The 23,350-nt window shown below is 74.0% G+C and carries 20 protein-coding genes and 2 riboswitches; of the genes, 6 read left to right on the forward strand and 14 right to left on the reverse strand.

Going from position 1 to position 23,350, the window contains the following annotated elements; all coding sequences use genetic code 11:
• Positions 1-462: 462 nt before the first annotated feature.
• Genes ABD691_RS32800 through cobM (ABD691_RS32810) form a run of 3 tightly spaced genes read left to right on the forward strand, consistent with a single transcriptional unit; the run spans position 463 to position 2,840 of the window.
• Complete coding sequence (locus tag ABD691_RS32800; protein WP_344686257.1) at positions 463-861, forward strand: PPOX class F420-dependent oxidoreductase; 399 nt, start codon at positions 463-465, stop codon at positions 859-861.
• Positions 862-876: 15 nt separating this feature from the next.
• Positions 877-2,100, forward strand: a complete 1,224-nt coding sequence (cbiE, locus tag ABD691_RS32805) for a precorrin-6y C5,15-methyltransferase (decarboxylating) subunit CbiE (protein ID WP_425565214.1) — start codon at positions 877-879, stop codon at positions 2,098-2,100.
• Positions 2,097-2,840 (forward strand): precorrin-4 C(11)-methyltransferase, encoded by a 744-nt coding sequence (gene cobM, locus ABD691_RS32810; RefSeq protein ID WP_344686259.1) that lies wholly within the window; start codon positions 2,097-2,099, stop codon positions 2,838-2,840. The genes cbiE (ABD691_RS32805) and cobM (ABD691_RS32810) overlap by 4 nt, the downstream gene beginning before the upstream one ends.
• A 78-nt stretch (positions 2,841-2,918) precedes the next feature.
• Here cobM (ABD691_RS32810) and ABD691_RS32815 read toward each other — a convergent pair whose 3' ends face one another.
• A complete protein-coding gene (locus ABD691_RS32815) occupies positions 2,919-3,998 on the reverse strand; it encodes a cobalt-precorrin-5B (C(1))-methyltransferase (protein WP_344686260.1) in 1,080 nt (359 codons plus the stop codon).
• A gap of 26 nt (positions 3,999-4,024) precedes the next feature.
• Here ABD691_RS32815 and ABD691_RS32820 point away from each other — a divergent pair, with 26 nt between their 5' ends.
• The gene (locus ABD691_RS32820; RefSeq protein ID WP_344686261.1) at positions 4,025-4,780 is read left to right on the forward strand and encodes a cobalt-precorrin-6A reductase; all 756 of its coding nucleotides are present in this window, start codon (positions 4,025-4,027) and stop codon (positions 4,778-4,780) included.
• On the opposite strand, the gene cobJ is transcribed toward ABD691_RS32820, so the two are convergent.
• From cobJ to cobG, 3 genes are all read right to left on the reverse strand, one after another.
• On the reverse strand, positions 4,768-6,255 hold the full coding sequence (gene cobJ, locus ABD691_RS32825; RefSeq protein ID WP_344686262.1) for a precorrin-3B C(17)-methyltransferase: 1,488 nt from the start codon (positions 6,253-6,255) through the stop codon (positions 4,768-4,770). The genes ABD691_RS32820 and cobJ overlap by 13 nt on opposite strands.
• The gene (locus ABD691_RS32830; protein WP_344686263.1) at positions 6,252-6,878 is read right to left on the reverse strand and encodes a precorrin-8X methylmutase; all 627 of its coding nucleotides are present in this window, start codon (positions 6,876-6,878) and stop codon (positions 6,252-6,254) included. Before ABD691_RS32830 ends, cobJ begins: the two co-directional genes overlap by 4 nt.
• Before the next feature lie 227 nt (positions 6,879-7,105).
• Positions 7,106-8,281, reverse strand: coding sequence for a precorrin-3B synthase (gene cobG / locus ABD691_RS32835; RefSeq protein ID WP_344686264.1), 1,176 nt, complete (start codon positions 8,279-8,281; stop codon positions 7,106-7,108).
• Between the two features lie 133 nt (positions 8,282-8,414).
• Positions 8,415-8,536: riboswitch (cobalamin riboswitch) on the forward strand.
• Between the two features lie 89 nt (positions 8,537-8,625).
• On the opposite strand from cobG, the gene cobN reads away from it, so the two are divergent.
• Positions 8,626-12,219 (forward strand): cobaltochelatase subunit CobN, encoded by a 3,594-nt coding sequence (gene cobN / locus ABD691_RS32840; RefSeq protein ID WP_344686265.1) that lies wholly within the window; start codon positions 8,626-8,628, stop codon positions 12,217-12,219.
• Between the two features lie 102 nt (positions 12,220-12,321).
• Here the strand turns inward: cobN and ABD691_RS32845 are convergent, their stop codons facing one another.
• The 3 genes from ABD691_RS32845 to ABD691_RS32855 all read right to left on the reverse strand — a co-directional run bounded on the left by ABD691_RS32845 (position 12,322) and on the right by ABD691_RS32855 (position 14,859).
• On the reverse strand, positions 12,322-12,543 hold the full coding sequence (locus tag ABD691_RS32845) for a cell division protein SepF (protein WP_344686266.1): 222 nt from the start codon (positions 12,541-12,543) through the stop codon (positions 12,322-12,324).
• A 41-nt stretch (positions 12,544-12,584) separates the two neighbouring features.
• Complete coding sequence (gene cobA, locus ABD691_RS32850) at positions 12,585-13,799, reverse strand: uroporphyrinogen-III C-methyltransferase (RefSeq protein WP_344686267.1); 1,215 nt, start codon at positions 13,797-13,799, stop codon at positions 12,585-12,587.
• Positions 13,800-13,884: 85 nt separating this feature from the next.
• Positions 13,885-14,859, reverse strand: a complete 975-nt coding sequence (locus tag ABD691_RS32855; protein WP_344686268.1) for a HoxN/HupN/NixA family nickel/cobalt transporter — start codon at positions 14,857-14,859, stop codon at positions 13,885-13,887.
• A gap of 355 nt (positions 14,860-15,214) precedes the next feature.
• A riboswitch (cobalamin riboswitch) is annotated at positions 15,215-15,343 on the reverse strand.
• Between the two features lie 173 nt (positions 15,344-15,516).
• Here ABD691_RS32855 and ABD691_RS32860 point away from each other — a divergent pair.
• A complete protein-coding gene (locus ABD691_RS32860; RefSeq protein WP_344686269.1) occupies positions 15,517-15,786 on the forward strand; it encodes a DUF1876 domain-containing protein in 270 nt (89 codons plus the stop codon).
• Between the two features lie 58 nt (positions 15,787-15,844).
• Here the strand turns inward: ABD691_RS32860 and ABD691_RS32865 are convergent, their stop codons facing one another.
• The 7 genes from ABD691_RS32865 to ABD691_RS32895 form a co-directional block, all read right to left on the reverse strand.
• On the reverse strand, positions 15,845-17,125 hold the full coding sequence (locus ABD691_RS32865; protein WP_344686270.1) for a cobalamin biosynthesis protein: 1,281 nt from the start codon (positions 17,123-17,125) through the stop codon (positions 15,845-15,847).
• Positions 17,122-18,330, reverse strand: coding sequence for a precorrin-6y C5,15-methyltransferase (decarboxylating) subunit CbiE (cbiE, locus tag ABD691_RS32870; protein WP_344686271.1), 1,209 nt, complete (start codon positions 18,328-18,330; stop codon positions 17,122-17,124). Before cbiE (ABD691_RS32870) ends, ABD691_RS32865 begins: the two co-directional genes overlap by 4 nt.
• 78 nt (positions 18,331-18,408) lie before the next feature.
• Positions 18,409-18,789, reverse strand: coding sequence for a nuclear transport factor 2 family protein (locus ABD691_RS32875; protein ID WP_344686272.1), 381 nt, complete (start codon positions 18,787-18,789; stop codon positions 18,409-18,411).
• A gap of 36 nt (positions 18,790-18,825) precedes the next feature.
• Complete coding sequence (cobM, locus tag ABD691_RS32880; protein WP_344686273.1) at positions 18,826-20,187, reverse strand: precorrin-4 C(11)-methyltransferase; 1,362 nt, start codon at positions 20,185-20,187, stop codon at positions 18,826-18,828.
• 129 nt (positions 20,188-20,316) lie between these two features.
• Positions 20,317-21,705, reverse strand: a complete 1,389-nt coding sequence (locus tag ABD691_RS32885; protein ID WP_344686274.1) for a cobyrinic acid a,c-diamide synthase CobB — start codon at positions 21,703-21,705, stop codon at positions 20,317-20,319.
• Complete coding sequence (cobO, locus tag ABD691_RS32890; protein WP_344686275.1) at positions 21,702-22,316, reverse strand: cob(I)yrinic acid a,c-diamide adenosyltransferase; 615 nt, start codon at positions 22,314-22,316, stop codon at positions 21,702-21,704. Before cobO ends, ABD691_RS32885 begins: the two co-directional genes overlap by 4 nt.
• Positions 22,317-22,585: 269 nt before the next feature.
• A partial coding sequence (locus ABD691_RS32895) for a vWA domain-containing protein (RefSeq protein WP_344686276.1) occupies positions 22,586-23,350 on the reverse strand: 765 nt, incomplete at its 5' end.

Raw genomic sequence — 23,350 nt, forward strand, 5'->3', positions numbered from 1 at the left:
GGCGCCCTCGGCGCCCGCGGCGGTCCGCCGGCTGAGCGGGCGCGGAGCGCTCGCGGCGGTCGGCGGGCTGTTGAGCGGGCGCGGCGGTCTGCGGTCGGCGGTCTGAGCGGCTACGCGGGCTGCGCCGGTCGGCGGGTTACGAACCGACCCACAGACTGAGCACCGGTCGGCGAGCTAAGCACCGGCCCGCAGACTGAACACCGCTCGACGGGCTAAGCACCGACCCACAGGCTGAGCGCCGGTCAGCGGGTTACGAACCGACCCACAGACTGAACGCCGGTCGGCGAGCTAAGCACCGACCCACAGACTGAACGCCGCTCAGCGGGCCAAGCACCAACCCACAGGCCGAGCACCGGTGCGGGGCCCGCCCAGAGCGGAGGTATGTTCCGGTCCCGGCAAGCGCTGTCCTGCGGCGGGAATCCCCGCAGGACAGCGGCCCAGCTTCGATCGCGGAGGTGTCCAGTGTCCTCTTTGGACGATGTCAGCGCGGATTTCCTGGCCTTCTGGCAGGAAAGGCACCTGTGCACGCTGACGACGATCCGGCCCGACGGCACCCCGCACGTGGTCCCGGTCGGCGTGACGCTCGACGCCGGGACCGGCACCGCGCGGGTCATCACCTCCGGCGCCTCGCACAAGGCCCGGCAGGTCCGGGCCGCCGGGCCGGACGGCGCCCGGGTCGCGGTCTGCCAGGTGGACGGCCGCCGCTGGTCGACGCTGGAGGGCCGGGCCGTGGTGCGCTCCGAGCCGGAGGCGGTCGCCGACGCCGAGCAGCGCTACACCGAGCGCTACAAGCCGCCGCGTCCGAACCCGCGCCGCGTCGTGATCGAGATCTCGGTGACCAAGGTGCTCGGCAACGTCTGAGGCGGCCGTGATGAGGTGGACGGCGTGAGTGTTGATCCTGACGTCGTCGACGTGGTGGGCATCGGCGCGGACGGCTGGGCCGGTCTGCCCGCCCACGCCCGCGAGATCGTCTCCGCCGCCGACGTGCTGCTCGGCAGCGCCCGGCAGCTCGACCTGGTACCGGAGCCCGCGGGTCGCCGGGTGCCGTGGCCGTCGCCGCTGCTGCCCGCGCTGCCCGGTCTGATCGCCGAGCACTCCGGGCGCTCGATCTGCGTGCTGGCCAGCGGTGATCCGATGTTCTACGGCATCGGCGCGACCCTGGTGAAGCTGCTCGGCGCGCAGCGGGTCCGCGTCCTCGCGCACCCGTCGTCGCTGTCGCTGGCGTGCGCGCGGATGGGCTGGCCGGTGCAGGACACCGCCGTGGTGAGCCTGGTCGGCAGGCCGGTCGAGCTGCTGCACCCGGCGGTCCAGCCGGGCGCCCGGGTGCTCGTGCTCAGCGCCGACGGCAGCACCCCGGCCGCGGTCGCCGCGCTGCTCGCGGCCCGCGGCTACGGCTCCAGCGCGATGACCGTGCTCTCCGGCCTCGGCGGCGACGAGCGGCGGATCGACGCGCGCGCCGCCGACTGGGACCGCCCGGTCACCGACGCGCTCAACGTGATCGCGGTGGACTGCCGGGCCGACCCGGACGCGCCGCACCTGCCCCGGACCCCGGGCCTGCCCGACGAGGCGTTCCGGCACGACGGCCAGCTCACCAAGCGCGACGTTCGGGCGGTCACCCTGTCCCGGCTGGCGCCGACCCCGGGTCGGCTGTTGTGGGACGTGGGTGCGGGGGCCGGTAGCATCGCGATCGAGTGGATGCGCAGCGATCCGTCCTGCCGGGCGATCGCGATCGAGCACCGCGAGGACCGGGCGGCCAACATCGCGGCGAACGCGACGGCGCTCGGCGTTCCCGGGATCCAGGTGGTCACCGGAGCCGCACCGCGAGCGCTGGAGGGGCTGGAGCAGCCCGACGCGATCTTCGTCGGTGGCGGGGTGACCGCACCGGGTGTGGTGGACACGTGCTGGGACGCGTTGCGGCCGGGCGGACGGCTGGTGGTCAACGCGGTCACGATGGAGTCGGAGGTGCTGGTGGCCGGCTGGTACGGCAGGTCGGGCGGCGAGCTGACGCGGATCGGGGTCGAACACGCCTCGCCGGTCGGCGGTTTCACCGGGTGGCGGCCCGCGATGCGGGTGACGCAGTGGGCGGTGACCAAGCGATGACGGTGCGTTTCGTCGGAGCCGGACCGGGAGCCGCGGACCTGATCACGGTTCGGGGCCGGGAGGTCATCGCCTCGTCGCCGGTGTGCCTGTACGCGGGGAGCCTGGTGCCTGCCGAGCTGCTGGAGCACTGCCCGCCGGGCGCGAAGCTGGTCGACACCGCGAAGCTGACGCTGGACGAGATCCTCACCGAGATGCTGGCCGCGCACGACGCCGGTCTCGACGTGGCCCGCCTGCACTCCGGCGACCCGTCGGTGTTCAGCGCGGTCGCCGAGCAGATGCGCCGCCTCGACGCCGAGGGTGTCCCCTACGACGTGGTGCCGGGCGTTCCGGCGTTCGCGGCGGCGGCTGCCTCGCTCAAGCGCGAGTTCACAGTTCCCGGCGTCGGGCAGACCGTGGTGCTGACCCGCACGTCGGCGCGGGCGACCCCGATGCCGGAGGGCGAGGACCTGGCCACGCTGGGCGCCAGCGGCGCGACGATGGTGCTGCACCTGGCGGTCAACCGCATCGAGGAACTGGTCGACGAGCTGGTGCCGAACTACGGCGCGGACTGCCCGGTCGCGGTCGTCGCCGCCGCCAGCCGCGAGGACGAGGTCGTGCTGCGCGGCACCCTGGCCGACATCGCGGGGAAGGTCCGCGCGGCCGGGATCGTGCGGACGGCGGTCGTGGTCGTCGGCAAGGTGCTGACCGCGTCGGAGTTCCCGGACAGCCACCTGTACTCGGCCGGCCGGTGCCGGGATTGATCAAGTAGTGCAGAGGGTTTGCCTGGCGGTGCGGGTAGCGGTGGCGGTTGCGAGGGTGGGCCAAGCGGCTACGCCGCTTCAAAACCCGTGCTGAGCCCGGCCGACGATCGTCCCGGCGCGGTCGATCACTACGACGTCCACCTCGACCGGCGCTTCGCGCAGGGTCTCGCGGCAGACCTCCCGCGCCTGCGCCGCGATCAGGTCGCCGAGCGGGAGGTCCGCCGCCTGGCAGCGCTGGAGCGCCTCCAGCGCGGTGTTGGCCTCCCGCACCGCCGCGACCAGTTCCGCGGCTCCCCCGGCATCGGCCACGATCCCCGCCAGCACGCCGAAATCCACCTGCGAGCGCTTCGAGTGCAGGTCCAGGTGGCCGTTGGCGAGCTTGGAGATCTTCCCGATGCCGCCCGCGATCGTCAGCCTCGGGACCGGGTGGCGGCGCAGGTACTTCAGCACCGCCCCGGCGAAGTCGCCCATGTCCAGCAGCGCCTGCTCGTCCAGCCCGTGCAGCTCGGTGACCACCCGTTCCGACGTGCTGCCCGTGCAGCCCGCGACGTGGGTCAGGCCCGCCGCACGGGCGACGTCGACGCCGCGCCGGATGCTGTCGATCCACGCCGAGCAGGAGTACGGCACCACCACCCCGGTAGTGCCCAAAATGGACAGTCCACCGAGGATTCCCAGGCGCGGGTTCCAGGTGTGCCGGGCCAGTTCCTCGCCGTCTTCGACCGACACCTCCACCACGACGTCCCCCGCACCGCCGTGCCCGGCGGCGACCTCGGCGATGGCGTCGCTGATCAGCTTGCGCGGAACCGGGTTGATCGCAGGTTCCCCCACCGGCAGCGGCAGACCGGGCTTGGTGATCGTGCCGACCCCCGGCCCCGCCCGGAAGACCACGCCCTCCCCGGACTGCGCCGGGCGGACCGTCACCGACACCAGCGCCCCGTGCGTCACGTCCGGATCGTCACCGGCGTCCTTGACCACACCGGCGGTGGCGAAGCCCTCGCCCAGGCGCTCGCGGGCGAGCGCGAACGCCGGCCGGTGCCCCTTCGGCAGGACGATCTCGACCGGGTCGGGGAACTCCCCGGTCAGCAGCGCGATGTAGGCGGCGCGGGCCGAGGCCGTCGCGCACGCGCCGGTGGTCCAGCCGTACCGGAGCTCGCTCATACACTGCTCCCCATGCGGGAGACCACATGAAACGGGTGCTCGTGCTCGGCGGGACCGGCGAGGCGCGCGAGCTCGCCCAGCTGCTCGCCGACCGCCCCGGGCTGCGCGTGACCTCGTCGCTGGCCGGCCGGGTCCGCGACCCGCTGCTGCCCGCCGGCGAGGTCCGCGTCGGCGGCTTCGGCGGTGCCGACGGGCTGGCCGAATGGCTGCGCCGGGAGCGGATCGACGCCGTCGTCGACGCGACCCACCCCTTCGCCCGCAACATCACCGGCAACGCCGTGACCGCCGCGGAACGCACCGGCGTTCCCGCGCTGGTGCTGCGCCGTCCGGCCTGGGAACCCGGCCCCGGCGACGACTGGCGGCCGGTCGGCTCGCTGTCCGAGGCAGCGGAGCTGCTGCCCGGTCTCGGCGAGCGGATCTTCCTGACCACCGGACGCCAGGGGCTGGCGCACTTCGCCGCGCTGGACCTGTGGTTCCTGGTGCGCGCCGTCGACCCGCCGGAACCGCCACTGCCCGCGCGGACGACGACGGTCCTCGCCCGCGGACCGTTCACAGTGGACGATGAGCGCGCGCTGCTGCGGGAGCACCGGATCGACGTGCTGGTGACCAAGAACAGCGGCGGCGCGATGACCGCCGCGAAGCTCACCGCCGCCCGCGAACTCGGCGTCCCCGTGGTCGTGGTGCAGCGACCGCCGCAACCGGCCGCGCCGTCGGCCGACTCCGCCGGAGCGGCTGCCGAGTGGCTGGATTCCGTGCTGCACCAAGGCGATCACGCCGGGTAGCGCCGCGGCGTGAACACCGCGCCACCGGCGATCCGCGTCGTCGACGACCCGATCAGCAGCAGGCATCGCATGTCCACATCGGACGGATCGAGGTCGGCCAGCCGGACCACCCGGACGCTCTCCTCCGGCCCGCCCACGTCGCGGCCGATGACCACCGGCGTGTCCGGCGAGCGGTGCTCCAGCACCGCGTCCCGCGCCGCCGCGACCTGCCAGGTCCGGCTGCGCGAGGCCGGGTTGTAGATCGCCATGACCAGGTCGGCCCGCGCCGCCGCGCGCAGCCTGCTCTCGATCACGTCCCACGGCTTTAGCCGGTCCGACAGCGACAGCACGCAGAAGTCGTGCCCCAGCGGCGCGCCGACCCGGCTGGCCACCGCCTGCGCGGCGGTGAGACCGGGCAGCACCCGCACCGGCACGTCCCCGGCCTCGGCCGCGACCTCCAGCACCGCGCTGGCCATCGCGAACACCCCGGGATCGCCGGAGGAGACCACCGCGACCTTCGACCCGCGCCGCGCCAGCTCCAGCGCGAACTCGGCGCGCTCGGCCTCGACCCGGTTGTCCGAGGCGTGCTTGCGCTGGCGCGGGTTGTCCGGGACGCGCGCCAGGTAGGTCGTGTACCCGACGAGCTCGTCGGCCTCGGCGAGGGCGGCCTGCACCTCCGGCGTGGTCCACTCCCGGCCCGCCGGACCCAGCCCGACCACGACGACCTCGCCCCGCCCCGGCTCCCGCCGCGGGACGTCCGGGACCGGAGCGTCGGCGTTGACCGGGCTCGGCAGCAGCGCGAGCGAGAAGTAGGGCACCGAGTCCGGGTCGACCTCGGCCAGCGGCGCGCAGCGCTGCCGCCCGGTGCTCGCCCGCTCCACGTACCACGCCTCGTCGAGCCGTCCCGCCTTCTCGAACGCCTCCCGCACCCCGTCGAAGGTGCGCCCCAGCTTCATCACCGCCGCCGCGTCGGTTCCGGACAGGCGTTCGGCCAGGTCCGAGGGTTCCAGCGTGCCGGGCAGCACCGTGAACACCTCGTCGCGCTCGGCCAGCGGCCTGCCCAGCGCGGCCGAGGCGCCGCTGATCGAGGTCACGCCCGGCACGACCTCTGCGGGGTACCGGCCGGACAGCCGCTTGTGCATGTGCATGTAGGAGCCGTAGAACAGCGGGTCGCCCGCGGCGAGGACGACGACATCGCGCCCGGCGTCCAGGTGCGCGGCCAGCCGCTCGGCGGCCTCGGCGTAGAACTCGTCGATCGCGCCCTGGTAGCCGCCCGGGTGATCGGTGCCCTCCGTGGTGACCGGGTAGACCAGCGCCTCCTCGATCTGCTCCGGCCGCAGGTACGGCTCGGCGATCGACCGCGCGACGCTGCGGCCGTGCCGGGCGCTGTGGTAGGCGACCACCTCGGCCCGCTCGATCAGCCGGGCCGCCTTGACCGTCACCAGCTCCGGATCGCCGGGCCCCAGCCCGACCCCGTACAGGGTTCCCGTGCTCACTCTTCCTCGCTCGCGATCGCGTTGATGGCGGCCACCGCCATGGCGCTGCCGCCCCGGCGGCCGTGCACCACCAGGTGCTCCAGCCCGCTCGGGTGGGTGGCCAGTGCCTCCTTCGACTCGACCGCGCCGACGAACCCGACCGGCAGGCCCAGCACCGCGGCCGGCCGCCCGGCGCCCTCCTCGATCATCTCCAGCAGCCGGAACAGCGCGGTCGGCGCGTTGCCGATCGCCACCACCGAACCGGCCAGCCGGTCCCGCCACAGCTCCAGCGCCGCCGCGCTGCGGGTGGTGCCCAGCTCCCGGGCCAGCTCCGGGACCCGCGGCTCGGCGAGCGTGCAGATCACGTCGTTGTCGGCGGGCAGCCTGCGGCGGGTGACCCCGGCGGCCACCATCGCCGCGTCGCAGAACACCGGCGCGCCCGCGCGCAGCGCGGCCCGGGCGTCGAGCACCGCGCGTTCGGAGTAGGCCAGGTCGTCGACGAGATCGACCATCCCGCAGGCGTGGATCATCCGCACCGCGACCCCGGCGACCTCCGGCGGCAGCCCGCTCAGGTCCGCCTCGGCGCGGATGGTCGCGAAGGAGCGGCGGTAGATCTCCGCCCCTTCCCGGATGTAGTCGGGCACCGCGCTGGACCCGGCGGTTCGACCGTGCTCGCCGGGTTCAACGGGTCGCCCGTCCTTGCCGGATTCGACGGGTCGACCTTCCCCGCCGGGTTCGACGGGTCGCCCGTCCTTGCCGGACCCGACGGGCCGAGCGTCCTCGCCGGACCCGACGGGCCGAACGTCCCCGCCGGATTCAACAGATCGACCTTCCCCGCCGGACCCGACGGGTCGACCGTCCTTGCTCTCGTTCACCGTTTCCTCCGTGCCGCGCCCAGCGCGGCGGGTACCTCGTCGGACGTGCGGAACTCGCCGTCGACCTCGTAGCCGGCCTCGGTGGCCAGCACCTCCACGACCCGGCCCTGCGGCCTGCCGCACCGGCGCGCGCAGCCCGACCAGTGCACCGGCAGGTCCCCGGCCGGGACGCGCCGCGCGTCGGCGCGGACGTCGGCCAGCGCCTTGGCGCAGCCGGGCCTGCCGGTGCAGGCGGTCACCCCCGCCGCGGCTGCGGACGGGTCCACGACCAGGCCGTTCGCGTCCAGCTCGGACAGCCATCGGGCGGCGGCGGCCACCGGCAGACCCGGCAGCACCAGGGTCCGCCACGGGGTCGGGCGGAGGCCACCGGCGGCCTCGGACGCGGCGGTGATGATATCCACCTGCCGCCGCGACAACCGCCCCAGCGGGGCGCCGACCGCCGCGGTGACCCGGCCGTCGCGCTCGAAGACCGCGCCGACCTGCGCGTGCGTGGCGGGCGGTGTCGCGGGCACCTCGACCGGTTCGCCGGTCGGCCCGAGCCGGGCGGCGACCCGGCCGGCGTCGGCGAGCTCGGACATCCGCCACTCCTGGCCCGCGCGCAGGTCGAGGAACGCCTCCGCCGCCGCGATCGCCAGCCCGGCCGCCGCGTCCGGCGTCGATCGCGCACAGGAGTCGCGCCCGGCCAGCACCAGCGCGACGACGTCCGGCTCCAGCGCGAACAACCCGACGTCCGGGCGCAGCGCGATGACGTCGGCGCTGCCGTCGTCGACGGCGAACAGGAACCGCCCGGACAGCTCGGCCAGCCGGGGTGTCGCGCACAGGATCCGGTCGATCTCGCCCGCCACCGCGCGGGCGTCCAGCAGCCCGTTCCCGTACGGCGAGGCGATGATGTTGCGGACCCGTTCGTGGGTCACCGAAGGCAGCAGGCCGGCTTGCGACAGCCGCTCGGCCAGCTCGTGTTCCGCACCCGCCGCCAGGCCCCTGACCTGGAAGTTCGCCCGTGAAGTCAGTTCGAGCGTGCCGTCCGCTAGCTCCGCGGCGGCCGATCCCAGCGCGCGGAACTGCTCCGGGGTCAGCGCACCGCCCGGCACCCGGACGCGGGCCAGGCCGCCGTCGGCGGCGGCGTGCACCCGCAGGGCACCGGGGCAGGCGTCGCGTTCGGTTCTGGACACCCGGCAGATACTACGGCCCGGGATTGTTGCGGACGCAAACCAAGCCGCTGCGACGTGCGTCATGCGCCCGCGAACTTGACGGAAGATCGTCCCGTTGCGGAGAGTGGTCACAGCGTTGAACGCGGCGACAGCGGAGGAAGCCGGTGCGAGTCCGGCGCGGTCCCGCCACTGTCACCGGGGAGCGGACTCCACCCAGGTCACTGCCCAGCCGGGCGGGAAGACGGAGCGAGCGTTGATCCGGGAGCCAGGAGACTCCGGTCGCCGCAACCCGAGACCCGGGGCGAGGACCCCGAGGAAGGTGCCGTCATGCCGCGTACCCGCACGTCCCGAACGGAGCGAGTCGCATGATCCTGCTCCTGTCCACTTCGGACACCGATCTGCTCAGCGCGCGGGCCAGCGGCGCGGGCTACCGGCTCGGCAACCCCGCCCGCCTCGGCGTGGACGACCTGCCGCCGCTGCTGGAGGGCACCGACCTCGTGGTCGTCCGGCTGCTCGGCGGTCGCCGGGCCTGGGAGGAGGGCCTGGACGCGCTGCTGGCCGGTCCGCGCCCGGTCGTGGTCCTCGGCGGTGAGCAGGCGCCCGACGCGGAGCTGATGGAGTGCTCGACGGTGCCCGGCGGTGTCTGCGCCGAGGCGCACGCCTACCTCGCCCAGGGCGGCCCGGACAACCTCGCCGAACTGCACAAGTTCCTCTCGGACACGATCCTGCTCACCGGCCACGGCTTCGCCCCGCCGATCGAGACCCCCACCTGGGGCCTGCTGGACCGGACGCCGCAGGCCGCCGAGGGCCCGACGGTCGCGGTGCTCTACTACCGGGCGCACCACATGGCGGGCAACACCGCGTTCGCGCACGCGCTGTGCGAGGCGATCGAGAACGCCGGGGGCCAGGCGCTGCCGATCTTCTGCGCCTCCCTGCGCACGCCCGAGCCGGAGCTGCTGGAGCAGCTGCGCCGCGCGGACGCGCTGGTCGTCACCGTGCTCGCCGCGGGCGGCACCAAGCCCGCGACCGCGCAGGCGGGCGGCGACGACGAGGCCTGGGACGTCGGCGCGCTCGCCGAGCTGGACATCCCGATCCTGCAAGGACTCTGCCTGACCAGCTCCCGCGAGGCGTGGGAGGACAACGACGAGGGCCTGTCCCCGCTGGACATGGCCACCCAGGTCGCGGTGCCGGAGTTCGACGGCAGGCTGATCACGGTTCCGTTCTCGTTCAAGGAGAACGACGCCGAGGGCCTGCCGGTCTACGTCGCCGACCCCGAGCGGGCGGCGCGGGTCGCCGGGATCGCGGTCAACCACGCGCGGCTGCGGCACGTCCCGGCGGCGGACAAGCGGATCGCGCTGATGCTCTCGGCGTACCCGACCAAGCACTCCCGGATCGGCAACGCCGTCGGCCTGGACACCCCGGCCAGCGCGGTGCGCCTGCTGCGCGAGCTGCGGGAGCGCGGCTACGACGTCGGCGCCGAGGACGAGCTGCCCGGCGTGGCCGCGCAGGACGGCGACGCGCTGATCCACGCGCTGATCGCGGCGGGCGGCCAGGACCCGGACTGGCTCAGCGAGGAGCAGATCTCCGGGAACCCCGTCCGCATCCCGGCCAGGCGCTACACCGAGTGGTACCGGCAGCTGCCCGCGGACCTGCGCGCCGAGATCGAGCAGCACTGGGGCCCGCCGCCGGGCGAGCTGTTCGTCGACCGGTCGCAGGACCCCGACGGCGAGATCGTGCTGGCCGCCCTGCGCGCGGGCAACATCGCGATCATGGTGCAGCCGCCGCGCGGCTTCGGCGAGAACCCGATCGCGATCTACCACGACCCGGACCTGCCGCCGAGCCACCACTACCTGGCCGCCTACCGCTGGCTGATCGACGAGTTCGGCGCGCACGCCATGGTCCACCTGGGCAAGCACGGCAACCTGGAGTGGCTGCCCGGCAAGACCGCGGGCCTGTCGGCGTCCTGCTCCCCGGACGCCGCGCTCGGCGACCTCCCGCTGATCTACCCGTTCCTGGTCAACGACCCCGGCGAGGGCACCCAGGCCAAGCGGCGGGTGCACGCCACCCTGGTCGACCACCTGGTGCCGCCGATGGCGCGGGCCGAGAGCTACGGCGACATCGCGCGGCTGGAGCAGCTGCTCGACGAGCACGCCAACATCTCCGCGATGGACCCGGCCAAGCTGCCCGCGATCCGCAGCCAGATCTGGACGCTGATGCAGGCCGCCAAGCTCGACCACGACCTCGGGCTGGACGAACGGCCGCACGACGCCGAGTTCGACGACATGCTGCTGCACGTCGACGGCTGGCTGTGCGAGGTCAAGGACGCCCAGATCCGCGACGGCCTGCACGTGCTGGGCGAGGCGCCTTCGGGCGAAGCCCGGGTCAACCTGGTCCTGGCGATGCTGCGGGCGCGGCAGATGTGGGGCGGGCGGAGCGCGGCGCTGCCCGGTCTGCGCGAAGCGCTCGGGCTCGCCGAGGACGGCAGCGCGGAGCGCGGCCGGGTCGACGAGGTCGAGACCCGCGCGCAGGCGCTGGTCGAGGGCATGGAGGCGCGCGACTGGGAGGCCGCGGCAGCGGCCGACGTGTGCGCCGAGGTGCTGGGCAGCTCCGAGGGCGCGGTGGTGCGCGTGCTGGAGTTCGCGGCGGCGGAGGTCGTGCCGAGGCTGGAGGCGACGACCGACGAGATGACGGCGACGCTGCGCGCGCTCGAAGGCGGTTACGTCCCGGCGGGGCCGAGCGGTTCGCCGCTGCGCGGCCTGATCAACGTGCTGCCGACCGGCCGCAACTTCTACTCGGTCGACCCGAAGGCGGTGCCCAGCAGGCTGGCCTGGGAGACCGGGCACGCGATCGCCGATTCGCTGCTGGAGCGCTACCGCGCCGACACCGGCGACTGGCCGCGCTCGGTCGGGCTGTCGGTGTGGGGCACCAGCGCCATGCGGACCTCGGGTGACGACATCGCCGAGGTGCTGGCGCTGCTGGGCGTGCGGCCGACCTGGGACGAGGCGTCGCGGCGGGTCAACGGCCTGGAGGTGATCCCGCTCGACGAGCTGGGCAGGCCGCGCATCGACGTCACGGTCCGCATCAGCGGGTTCTTCCGGGACGCCTTCCCGCACGTGGTCGCGCTGCTCGACGACGCGGTGCGGCTGGTGGCCGAGCTCGACGAGCCGGACGAGCAGAACTTCGTCCGCGCCCACGTCCGGGCCGACACCGCTTCGCACGGCGACCGGCGCCGCGCCACCATGCGGATCTTCGGCTCGAAGCCGGGCGCCTACGGTGCCGGGCTGCTGCCGCTGATCGACAGCCGCAACTGGCGCGACGACCGCGACCTGGCCGAGGTCTACGCGGTGTGGGGCGGCTTCGCCTACGGCCGCGACCTCGACGGTGCCCCGGCGCGCGGGGACATGGAGACCGCGTACAAGCGGATCTCGGTGGCGGCCAAGAACACCGACACCCGCGAGCACGACATCGCCGACTCCGACGACTACTTCCAGTACCACGGCGGCATGATCGCCACGGTCCGGGCGCTGACCGGCAGGGCCCCGGCGGCCTACATCGGCGACAGCACCCGGCCGGACTCGATCCGCACCCGGTCGCTGACCGAGGAGACCTCCCGGGTGTTCCGCGCCCGCGTGGTCAACCCGCGCTGGCTGTCGGCGATGCGGCGGCACGGGTACAAGGGCGCCTTCGAGCTGGCGGCGACCGTGGACTACCTGTTCGGCTACGACGCGACGACGGGCGTGGTCGGCGACTGGATGTACGAGAAGCTCGCCGAGACCTACGTGCTGGACGAGGAGAACCGGAAGTTCCTCGACGAGTCCAACCCGTGGGCGCTGCACGGCATCACCGAGCGGCTGCTGGAGGCCGCGAACCGGAAGATGTGGGCGGAGCCGAACCCGGAGACGCTTCAGGCGTTGCAGGAGGTCTACCTGGAGACCGAGGGGGATCTGGAGGACCGGTGAGAGGATTGGTCCACAGACTCACCTTGCTCAGCGGCGCGGGTGGCGGTGCGAGCGGCGTAGGTGGGCCAACCGGCTGCGCCGCTTCAAAGAGCAAAACAACCCCTAATGCAAAACGCCGGCGGGGCGCAGCAGGAAGACTTTCGGCGCGATGCGGTCCAGGTCGCCGTTCTTCGCCACGACCAGGCCGGCCGCGAAGTCGACGAGCTGCACCGCCTCGGCGTTGGACAGGGCGGTCAGGTCCATGACGACCGCGTTGCCCTGGCGGAAGTAGTCCCCGACGTAGTAGACGTCGTCGTAGCTCTGCGGGTGCAGTGTCTTGACCACTGCTTCAGTTTCGCCGGGGCACGCGGGAAGTCAAGCGCTGGTCAGCGCCTCGGTTCCGGGGCGAGGTCGGCGACCGGGCCGATGACGATCACCGCGGGCGGGCTCACGTCCTCGTCCCGCACCGCTGCCGCGACGGCGTCGAGCGTGCTGCGCAGCGTGCGCTGCCCGTGCGTGGTGCCCTCCTGCACCACCGCGACCGGCGACTTCGGGTCGCGCCCGTGCTCGATGAGCACCTCGGCGAACTCACCGATCCGCTTGACCGCCATCATCAGCACCAGCGTGCCGCGCAGCCGCGCCAGCGCAGGCCAGTCGACCAGCGACTGCTCGTCGTGCGGGCCGACGTGCCCGGACACGACGACCACCTCGTGCGCCACCCCGCGGTGGGTCACCGGCACGTCCCCGGCCGCCGGGGCGGCGAAGGCGCTCGTGATGCCCGGGACGGTGGTCACCGCGACCCCGGCCTCCACGCACGCGAGCAGTTCCTCGTAACCGCGCCCGAACACGTACGGGTCGCCGCCCTTGAGCCGCACCACGAACTTGCCCGCCTTCGCGTGCTCGATCAGCAGCGAGTTGATGACGTCCTGGTTGGCCGCCCGGCCGTAGGGGATCTTCGAGGCGTCCACGACCTCCACGTGCGGGCCCAGCTCCTCCAGCAGCTCGCGCGGGGCCAGCCGGTCGGTGATCACCACGTCCGCCCTGGCCAGCAGCTGGCGACCGCGGACGGTGATCAGGTCCGGGTCGCGCGGTCCGCCGCCGACCAGCGCCACCCCGGGCGCGGGCCGCTCCACCCGCTCGTCGACCGCGCCGGTGCGCAGCGCCTCGACGAGCGCGTCGCGCACCGCTGCCGAGCGGCGGTGGTCGCCGCCGGCGAGCACGCCGAGCAGCAGCCCGCCGTGCTCGGCGACGGCCGGCGTGACCGCCGTGCCGAGCGAAGCGATGTCGGCGCGGACGCAGAACACCCGGCGGCGCTCGGCCTCGGCCGCGACCTCGGCGTTGACCTCGTTGCCGGTCGCGCAGGCCACCACGTACCACGCGCCGTCGAGGTCGCCGTCGGCGTAGGCGCGCCGGTGCCAGGTCAGCTCCCCCGCGTCGGCCATGGCCTCCACCGCCGGGGTCGCCTCCGGTGCGATGACCTCGACCCGCGCACCCGCCTTGATCAGGCGGGGAACCCGCCGCTGCGCGACGGTGCCTGCACCGACCACGACCACCCGCTTCCCGGCGAGGTCGAGTCCTGCGAAGTAGTGGTTCTCAGTCATGTCCGCAATCCGTGTTGTGCTTCGCCCGGCAGGGCCGGACCCAGAGAGTGGGAGCGGGCCACCACGTTGTGGCCCGCTGGCCTGATCAGCGCTGGTCAGGCGGGCGCAACCGCCACCAGAGCGCGGCGCCGCCCCATACTGCCATGAACGCGGCCAGCGTCAGATAGCCGAGCAGTTCGAAGTGGTCGCCCAGCGCCGCCACCGGGCCCAGCGGCGACACCCCGAGCTCGTCGAGCAACCCGGCCAGCACCACCAGCGCGACCACGGCCGCGAGCACCACGGTCAGCGCCGTGGTGGTCACGTTGACCGACAGCCTGCGCAGCGGCCGGGCCAGCGACCAGGTGTAGGCGCGGGACATCAGCATCCCGTCCACGCTGTCCACTGTGCACATCCCGGCGGCGAACAGCAGCGGCAGGCTCAGCACCGCGACCGCGGACAGCTGCTGGTTCGGCGCGACCATCGCCAGCACCGTGATCTCGGTCGCGGTCTGCATGCCGAGCCCGAACAGCAGTCCGATGACGAACAGGTGCCACGACCGGCCGACCAGCGCCCGCATCCGGCCTCGCAGCAGCCGGGCCATCAACCCGCGCCGCCCCAGCACCAGCTCGATCTCCTCCTCGCCGACCCCGCCGCCGCGGGCCCGCCGAAGCAGCCGCACGGCGTCGCGCAGGACCAGCGCGTTCAGCACGGCGAGGGCGCCGAGCACGAGCACGACCACCACGTCGACGACGAGCGAGGTCTGCAGCCCGGCCTGCTCAGCCCACGACTGCGCGGCCGGTCCGGCGACGAACGCCACCGCGAACGCCAGGAACATCACCACGCTGGCGTGCCCGAGCGCGAACCACATGCCGGTCGACACCGGCCGCCTGCCGCGCTGCATGAGCAGCCGGGTCGCGTCGTCGATCACCGCGACGTGGTCGGCGTCGAAGCCGTGCCGCAGGCCGAGCAGGTAGGCGGTGGTCCCGGCGGCGGCCAGCCCGCCAGCGGCGGTGAACGCCTCCTGGTGGAGCAGGTAGGCGCTCCAGCCGATCAGGTGCAGCGCGCCGACCCCCGCCAGCACCCACGCCGCCTTCCGGCGTTCGACAGTTCCCCACGCGTGGCGGGGATTTGGTGCGTGATCGTTTTCCGGTCCGTGATCGGTTTCGGCTGGGTGCGGGGTTTCCGGTGCGCGATCGGTTTTCGGCCTGTGACCGGTTCCAGGCCCGTGACCGGCATCCGGTCCATGATCGGTTTCGGCTGGATGCGGGGCTCCCGCTCCGTGACCGGTCCCCGGCCCATGATCGGTTTCAGCTGCGTGCGGGGTTTCCCGCACCTGATCGGTTTCCCGTGCGCGATCGTTCGCAGGCATGGATCTCCTGGGTTCTCCGCCCTGGGGCTCCTACCGCGCGCCGCGGGCGCGGCGCGGGGCCGGCGACGAGTCTCCTGACTCCCGGATCACGGCGGGTCTCCCGAGCCTTCCAGCCCTCGCGGGCCGTGGCGGTGCACTTCGGGACCGCTCCCCGGTCACAGTGGCGGGACCGTCCCGGATTCGCACCGGGTTCCTCCGCCGCAGGCCGTCGTATCCTGACCTGCCCGGCGACCCGGGTCAATCGACCGCGACCGTTCTGTGATCGGCATCGCCGACCGCCGCGAGCACGCCCATCCTGGTCCCAGCAGCCCTTTCGCTGGGCCGCTGACCAGCGCATGCTGGTCATGCGCGCGGACCGAGGAGGCGACCATGAACGAGACTCGGACGATCAACTTGAACCTGCAGGTGGTCGAGGCCGGCGCGAAGACGACCTGCGACGTCGGGATGACCACCGGCGACGGCCAGGCGCTGCACGGGCACGGCACCGCCCGCCGCCACCCGGACGACCCGGACGTCCCGCAGATCGGGGACGAGATCGCGGTGGCCAGGGCGCTGTTCGAGCTGGCCCACAAGCTGCTTGATACGGCCGCACACGACATAGGCGAGCGCATGCACCGCAAGGTTCATCTGCCCGCGTGAGGTTCGTTCTGCTCGGCGGCGCGGGCGGCGGAACCTCAGGCGCCCGCGCCGCCACCATTCAGCCGGAAATGCCGGGGACCTGGATCAGGTCCAGGTCGGCGGCGGTGGTGAGTTCGCCCAGCAGGGCGACCGCGTTGCCTTTCAGGGCCAGGGACACCGCGTCCTCCGGGGTTCCCGGCCGGACGTCCGTGCCCGGGCGGAGGAGGTGGCGGACCTCGTCGATCCGGTGGTCCGGGTCGACCACGACCGCGGCCCGGCGGAGTTCCGCCTCGGCGCGCGGGGTGCGCAGGTCCGGGGCCGGGCCCAGGGTGATCGCCGCGAGCCTGCCCCGGGGCCGGGTGCGGGCCGCGGCCACCACCACGTTCTCCCCGGTGATCTTGCCGACGACCAGTTCCGCGGGCCCGAGTTCGCCCGCCGCGCGCAACGCGGCGGCCTCGGCCACGCTCGGCGTCCCGGTGTGCGCCGCCACCGCGTCGCTCGGGTTCGGCACCTCCACCCCCGCCAGCTCCGCCGCCGGGTAGCGCAGCAGCGGCAGCTCGTCCCCGGCTTCGGCGGCGTGCCAGAACCCGAGGTCCTGCACCGCTTCGACGACCCCGTGCTCGTCGGCCTTGTCGTCCACGGTCGCGAACGCGCGCACCGCGCGCAGGTCCAGGTCGTGGTCGCGGGCCAGCCGCGCGACCAGCTCGGTCACCTCGCTGCGGGCGACACCGCGCCGCGAGCCGACACCGACGACCAGGGTGCGCGGGACCAGCCGGACGGTGCGCTCCGAGTCCTCCTCGCCGGGCAGCCGGTCGTCGACCACCACCGTCCACAGTGGCCGGTCAACATCGGTGCCGACGTTGTCCGGCAGCGCGGGCAACGGGAATCCGTGCGGGTTCACCACCAGCACCCGCTCGCCGTCGAGGACCGCCGCGCCGCACGCCGCGATGTCACCGTCCACAGTGGCGTCGAGCAGGTCGACGACCTCGTCCCACGGCGAGCTGCTGCCGCCGCCGGGGACCGTCGTGACGACCGGGGTGCAGCCGAGCACGTCGGCCACCTGCTCGGCCAGCGCGTTGGCCCCGGCGTCGTGCCCGCCGTCCAGCGCGATCGCGAACCGCAGCTGCTCGTCGACGCACACCACGCCCGGGTCGGTCTGCCGGTCGCGCAGCAGCGGCGCGATCACCCGCACCGCCTCGCCCGCGGCCAGGAAGAACACCGCCGCGTCCAGCTGTGGCCACATCCGGCGCACCACCGGGCCGAGCGGCCCGTCGGCCAGGACCGCGTCCGGCCCCAGCCGCGCGGCGAGCTCCGCGGCCGCCCGCCTGGCGGCCGGGGTGAGCGCGAACAGACCGATCATTCGTGTTCTCCCTTGCGGTGACCCGAGATCAGCACGACCGGGTCGGTGGGCTTCAGGCTCGCGGCGCCGTCCTCCAGCTCCACCAGCCTGCTCGCCGACAGCTGCACGCCGGACACCTCGTACCCGGCGTTGCGCAACGCGTCCCGCGTCGTGCCGACGCGGTCCAGCGCCGCGAGCGCCACGACGACCCGAGTCGCCCCGGCGTGCGCGCAGGCGGTGACGACGTCGGCTCCGCCGCCTCCGACGAAGATCGAGTCCGGCCGGGGCAGCTCCCGCAGCGCCTGCGGCGCGGCGCCCTCGGCGACCCGGACGTCCACCCCGTGCCCGGCGGCGTTGGTGATCAACCGCACGACCTGCGCCTCGTCGGACTCCACCGCGATGCTCGCCGCGCCCAGCCGGGCGCACTCCACGGCGACCGAACCGGACCCGGCGCCCACGTCCCACACCAGCGTCCCCGGCCGGGGCGCGAGCTTGGCCAGCGCCACCGCGCGGACCTCCGACGAGGTCAGCATCCCGTCCCGGTGCGAGAACTCGTCCTCGTGCAGCGCCCACCCGGACTCCGGCGGCAGCGGCTCGCCGCCGGCGAACCAGCTGCGCCGCGGCACCGCGTCCGGCTCGGCCAGGCAGAGCACCACGTTCGGCTCCCGCCAGGTCCGGCGCGCGGCCTCGGCCGGGTCGACCGTGGTGACCGCTTCGTTCGGGCCGCCGAGGTCCTCGCCGACGATCAGCGTCCGCCGCCAGCCCTCCAGCCCGGACCCGAGCTGCGCGGGCCCCGCACCGCGCGCGCTGAGCACCACGACGGCGGGACGCGCGCGGCACACGTTGAGCGCGGCGCCGATGTCACCGCCCTGCGGCGAGATCACCGCGACGTCGTCCCACGACCGCCCGGCGCGCGCCATCAGCTGCTGCACGCTGGAAGCACCGGGCAGCACCCCGCAGCGCACGCCGTGCTCGCGCAGCGTGCGGACGACGCCGAAGAACCCCGGGTCGCCCGAGGCGAAGACGACCGCGTGCTCGTCGCCGCTGAGCGCCGCGAGCGCGTTGAGCGCGGGCTGGAACGGGCCCAGCTCCAGCCTGCGGGCGTGTTCGGGGGCGTGCGCGTCCAGGTGCCGCCGCGCGCCGACGACGAGTCTGGCCGAGGCGAGCGCTTCGGCGCTGCCCTCCGGCAGCGGCCCGCCGTCGATCCCGATCACCGTGACTGACACGTCACCCACCTCGCCTCGCTCGTCGTCCTGCGGGCACAAGTCCATCACGGGCGCCGCGGGCGGATGAGACGTGCCGCCTCAATCCGGCCGGTACGACTTCTCCGGCCAGAACGGCCATTCCTCGAACCAGCCGCACCGCCCGTCCGGCGCGAGCCGCACGATCCACAGGTCGCGGTACTCCTGGTCCACCGGCTCGCCGTAGCCGACCTCCACCCGCACGACCCCGACATCGCCGTCGACGGCCACGATCTCGCTGCTCATCCGGAAGATCTCGTCGGCGCCTTCGCGCTGTTCCTCCCACATGCGCGCGATCTCGGGAAGTCCGGTCACCTGCTCCCAGTAGGGCGACTGCCGGTAGACCGCGTCCTCGGTGAAGATCTCCGCGAGGACGTCGGTTCCCGGAGTGCGCCAGGCGCGCTCGTAGGCGGCCACCCAGGCGCGCAGTTCGTCTCGGTCCATGCCGACGAGAGTCGCACCGCGCGGCGCTTCCCGCAGTTACGAGGTGCTCTTCTTGTCGGACGCGGTCTTGCGCTTGGCCTGCGTGGTCTTGGCAGTGGTGGACTTCGTCGTCTTGGCCTTGGCCCGCGACTTGACCGGCGCCTTGGCGGTGGCCTGCTCGGTTCCGGTGCGGCGGGCCGCGGAAGTGGCCGCCCTGCGGGGCTTCGGCGCGGGCTCCTCTGCCTGCTGCGCCGGGGCCTGCTCGGCCTGCTGCGGAGCGGGCTGCTGCGCCGGGGCCTGCTCGGCCTGGTGCGGAGCGGGCTGCTGCGCCGGGGCCTGCTCGGCCTGCTGCGCCGGGGCCTCCGCTGCCTGCCGCGGAGCTGCCTGCGGCACCGGGGCCTGCTGCGGTGCCTCGGTGGTGTTCGGCGGCGGTGCGACCTCTTCGGTCTGCTGCGCCGGAACGGCGATCTCCTCGGCGTCGACGAACAGGTCCGGCTGTTCGGCGCCGGGCTGCGGGGCGGGCGCGGGCTTGGCCCGCCCACCGCGGGCGGTCTCCTGCCAGCTGCGGACCGCCCACCACGCGACGTCCGATCCGGGCTGGTCCGGCTTCGCTCCGTCCTTGGCCGACCGGCGGACGACCTCCGGGCGGCGGTAGGCGTGGAAGTGGCCGGCCGGGTAGTTGCGCCCGCGCCGGGTGGTCTCCTGCAACGCCCGGCCGACGATGAACAGCGCGTTGCGCCACAGCCGGTGCTGCTTGACCGCCTGCGCCAGCTCACCGATCGTCGTGCGCACCAGCAGCTCGTCCGGCCAGCTCACCTTGTGCGCGATCAGCACCGGGACGTCGTCGGTGTAGCCGCCCGCGCGCAGCTCGTCGGCCAGCTGACCGGCCCGCGCCGCCGAGAGCAGCACCGCCATCGTGGTGCCGTGCCGGGCGAACTCGCGCACCCGCTCGCGCTCGGGCATCGGCGGCTGCCCGCCCTCCAGCCGGGTCAGCACCACCGACTGCGCGACCTCGGGAACGGTCAGCTCGCGCCCGGCCGCGGCGGCAGCGGCGCTGAAGGTGCCCACCCCGGGCACGATCTCGACCTCCAGCTCCATCCGCGTGCAGGCGTCGTACTGCTCCTGCACCGCGCCCCACAGCGCCGGGTCGCCCGCGTGCACCCGCGCGACGCGGAGCCGGTCGCGCTCGGCGCGGCGGTAGATCTCCACGGCTTCCTCGTGGGTCAGCCGCGAGGAGTCGACGAGCTCGGCGTCCTGGCGCGCGTGCTCCTGGACGCACTCCGGCGCGACCAGGCTCGCGGTCCACACCACGATGTCGGCCTCGGCGATCCGGCGCGCGCCGCGCACGGTGATCAGGTCGGCCGCACCGGGTCCGGCACCGACGAACGAGACCCGACCCGGGTGTGTTTCAGGAATCATGTCCAACCAATCGCAAGACGTGCCAACCGATGTTCGGCGCAGCGGGTGTGGAGCCGCCCTCGCGGACCTTGACCGTACCGGTTGATCCCGGTCGCGTGATCGAGGTGGTCACCTCCAGCGCCACCGCGATCACGTGCCGTGACCTGCTGCTCCGTTCCGGTGGCGCAACGCTTCCACGAACCGGCTAATTGCTTCCGGTTGCCCGGCGGGGTGGGTGTGCAAGTAGGACGCGTGCACCCCGCCCTGGACGAAGCCCTCGGCCACGACGCCGCCCGCCCGCCACCGCCACGCCGGGCGGGCACCGCTGCCCGGATCCAGGACGGTGCGGTGGAATTCGTGCCCGCTGACCCGGTTTCCCTCGGCGAACGAAGGGGAATCGGCCGCGGCGACCGCGTCCCGGTAGCCGAGCGTGAGCCTCGGCGACATCTCGGCGCGCGCGCCGAGCACCCCGCACATCGGGTGCTCGTCGAGCGACTCCGCCAGGTACAGCAGCCCGCCGCACTCCGCGTGCACCGGCGCCCCGGACTCGGCGAAAGCCGCGATTTCCTTGCGCAGCAAGGAGTTCGCCGACAGCTCCGCCGCGTGCTGCTCGGGGAAACCGCCCGGCAGCACGAGTCCGGCGGTGCGTTCCGGCAGCAGCTCGTCCCGCAGCGGGTCGAGCACCGCGACCTCCGCACCGGCCGCCTCCAGCAGCTCCACGTGCTCGGCGTAGCCGAAGGTGAAGGCGGCGCCACCGGCCACCGCGACCACCGGCCGGCCCGGCCCGCGTTCGACCTCGGCGCCCGGATCCCACCGGTCGCCGTCCAGCGGCGGCGCGGATTTCGCAAGCGCCACAACCGAATCCAGGTCCACCGACCGCTCCACCGCCTCGGCCATCGCCGACACCGCGCGGCTCGCCTGCGGGCCGTGCTCGGCGGCGGTGACGAGCCCGAGGTGGCGCGATGGGACCTCCAGGCCGTCCGTGCGCGGCAGCGCGCCGAGCACCGCGAGCCCGGCCGCGTCGGCGGCTTCGCGGAGGACTTCCTCGTGCCGGGCGGAGCCGACCCGGTTGAGGATCACACCACCGATCCGGACGCCCGGCTGGAAGCTCCGGAAACCGTGCAGCAGCGCGGCCAGGCTCTGGCTCTGCCCCCTGGCGTCGACCACGAGCACCACGGGCGCGTCCAGCAGCCCGGCGACGTGCGCGGTGGACCCGAACGCCGGACCGTCGGCACCGGTGCCGATGCGGCCGTCGAACAGGCCCATCACGCCTTCGACCACGGACAGGTCCGCGTCCGCGCTGCCGTGGTGGAACAGCGGCAGGATCCGCTGCTCCCCCACCAGAACCGGGTCGAGGTTGCGCGCCGGGCGGCCGGCGGCCACCCGGTGGTATCCGGGGTCGATGTAGTCGGGACCGACCTTGAACGGCGCCACCCGCGCGGACCGGCGGCGCAGCGCGGCCAGCAGCCCGGTCGCGACCGTGGTCTTGCCGTGCCCCGACCCGGGGGCTGCGACGACCAGCCTCGGCGCCGGCGTCACCACTCGATGCCCTTCTGGCCCTTCTGCCCGGCGTCCATCGGGTGCTTGACCTTGGTGGTCTCCATGACCAGGTCGGCGGCGTCGATCAGCGCCTGCGGCGCGTACCGGCCGGTGATCACGACGTGCTGGTGCCCGGGGCGGTCGCGCAGCGCGGCCACGACCTCGTCCACGTCGACCCAGCCCCAGTGCATCGGGTAGGTGAACTCGTCGAGCACGTAGAGCCCGTGCCGCTGCTCGGAGATCCGGCGCGCGATCTCCCGCCAGCCCTCCAGCGCGGCGGCGGCGTGGTCCTCCTCGGTGCCCTGCTTGCGGGCCCACGACCAGCCCTCGCCCATCTTGTGCCACTCGACGGGGCCGCCCTGGCCGGTCTGCTCGTGCAGGTCGCCGAGCGCGCGGAACGCGGTCTCCTCGCCGACCCGCCACTTCGCGGACTTGACGAACTGGAAGACCCCGATCGACCAGCCCTGGTTCCAGCCGCGCAGCGCCATCCCGAACGCCGCGGTCGACTTGCCCTTCATCTCACCGGTGTGCACCACGAGCAGCGGCCGGTTCCGTCGCTGCCGGGTGGTCAGTCCGTCGGCCGGCACTGTCGAAGGCTGTCCCTGAGGCATGCCCCGACCCTAAGGGACTCCGAAGCGGCAGGACCGCTTCGGTCCCGCAGCGAGAGGGCGCCTGAGGTTCCGCCACCGGACCACTCACGCGAAACGACCCGCTCACAGCAAGCATTAAAAAGGCCCTCGCACTCAACCGACCTGGGGGTCGTCGGGAGCGCGAGGGCACTTTGCGGGTCCACCCCTGGGGGTCAGGTGGACGGGATCACCGTACCAACCGGTCGGCAGCCGCTGTCCCCGCCATCGGAGATCTCGTAACCAAAACGAAATCAAGCGGCCGTCGAACGGTCACCTCGGATTGCGCGCACCACACCCGCGACGTTGTCCGCCGACAGCTCCTCCAGCCGAAGGCTCGGTGCCTGGAGGGCCACCCCGAGCCGTCCGGCCAGGCCGAGCCGGACGTGCCCGCTCTCGCAGTCGACCACCACCGACGCCACGCCTTCGGCGGCGATCAGCCCGGCCGCGCGCAGCGCGTCGTCGACCGCGCGCCGGGCGCGTCCATCCACATCGGACTTCAGCGGGACGGTGGCCCGGCCGTCGGTGAGCAGCACCAGCAGCGGGCGGCGACGGGCGTCGCGGGTGCGTTCCGTGGTGATCACCTTGCGCGCCTTGAGCAATCCGTCCGCCAGCGGCGTGCGGCCACCGGTCCGCAGCCGCCGCATCCGGGTCGCCGCAGCGTCCACAGAGGACGTCGGTGGGAGCGCGACCTCGGCCGAGTCACCGCGGAAGGTGATCACGCCGACCTTGTCCCGGCGCTGGTAGGCGTCCCGCAGCAACGACAGCACCGCGCCGCTGACCGCCGACATCCGCTCGCGCGCCGCCATCGAGCCGGACGCGTCGACCACGAACAGCACCAGGTTCCCCTCACGGCCCTCCCGGACCGCGTGCCGCAGATCGTGCTTGCGCAGCACCAGTCCCGGACCGCTGCGCCCGCGCGCCCGCTGGTGCACCGCCGCGGCGGCCAGCGTCGCGGGCAGGTGGATCCCGTGCCCCTCCGCGGTCGCCGCCCGCACCGCCCGCCCGCTGCGCGAGCG

The organism is Saccharopolyspora taberi, assembly GCF_039534165.1.
Lineage (GTDB): Bacteria > Actinomycetota > Actinomycetes > Mycobacteriales > Pseudonocardiaceae > Saccharopolyspora_D > Saccharopolyspora_D taberi.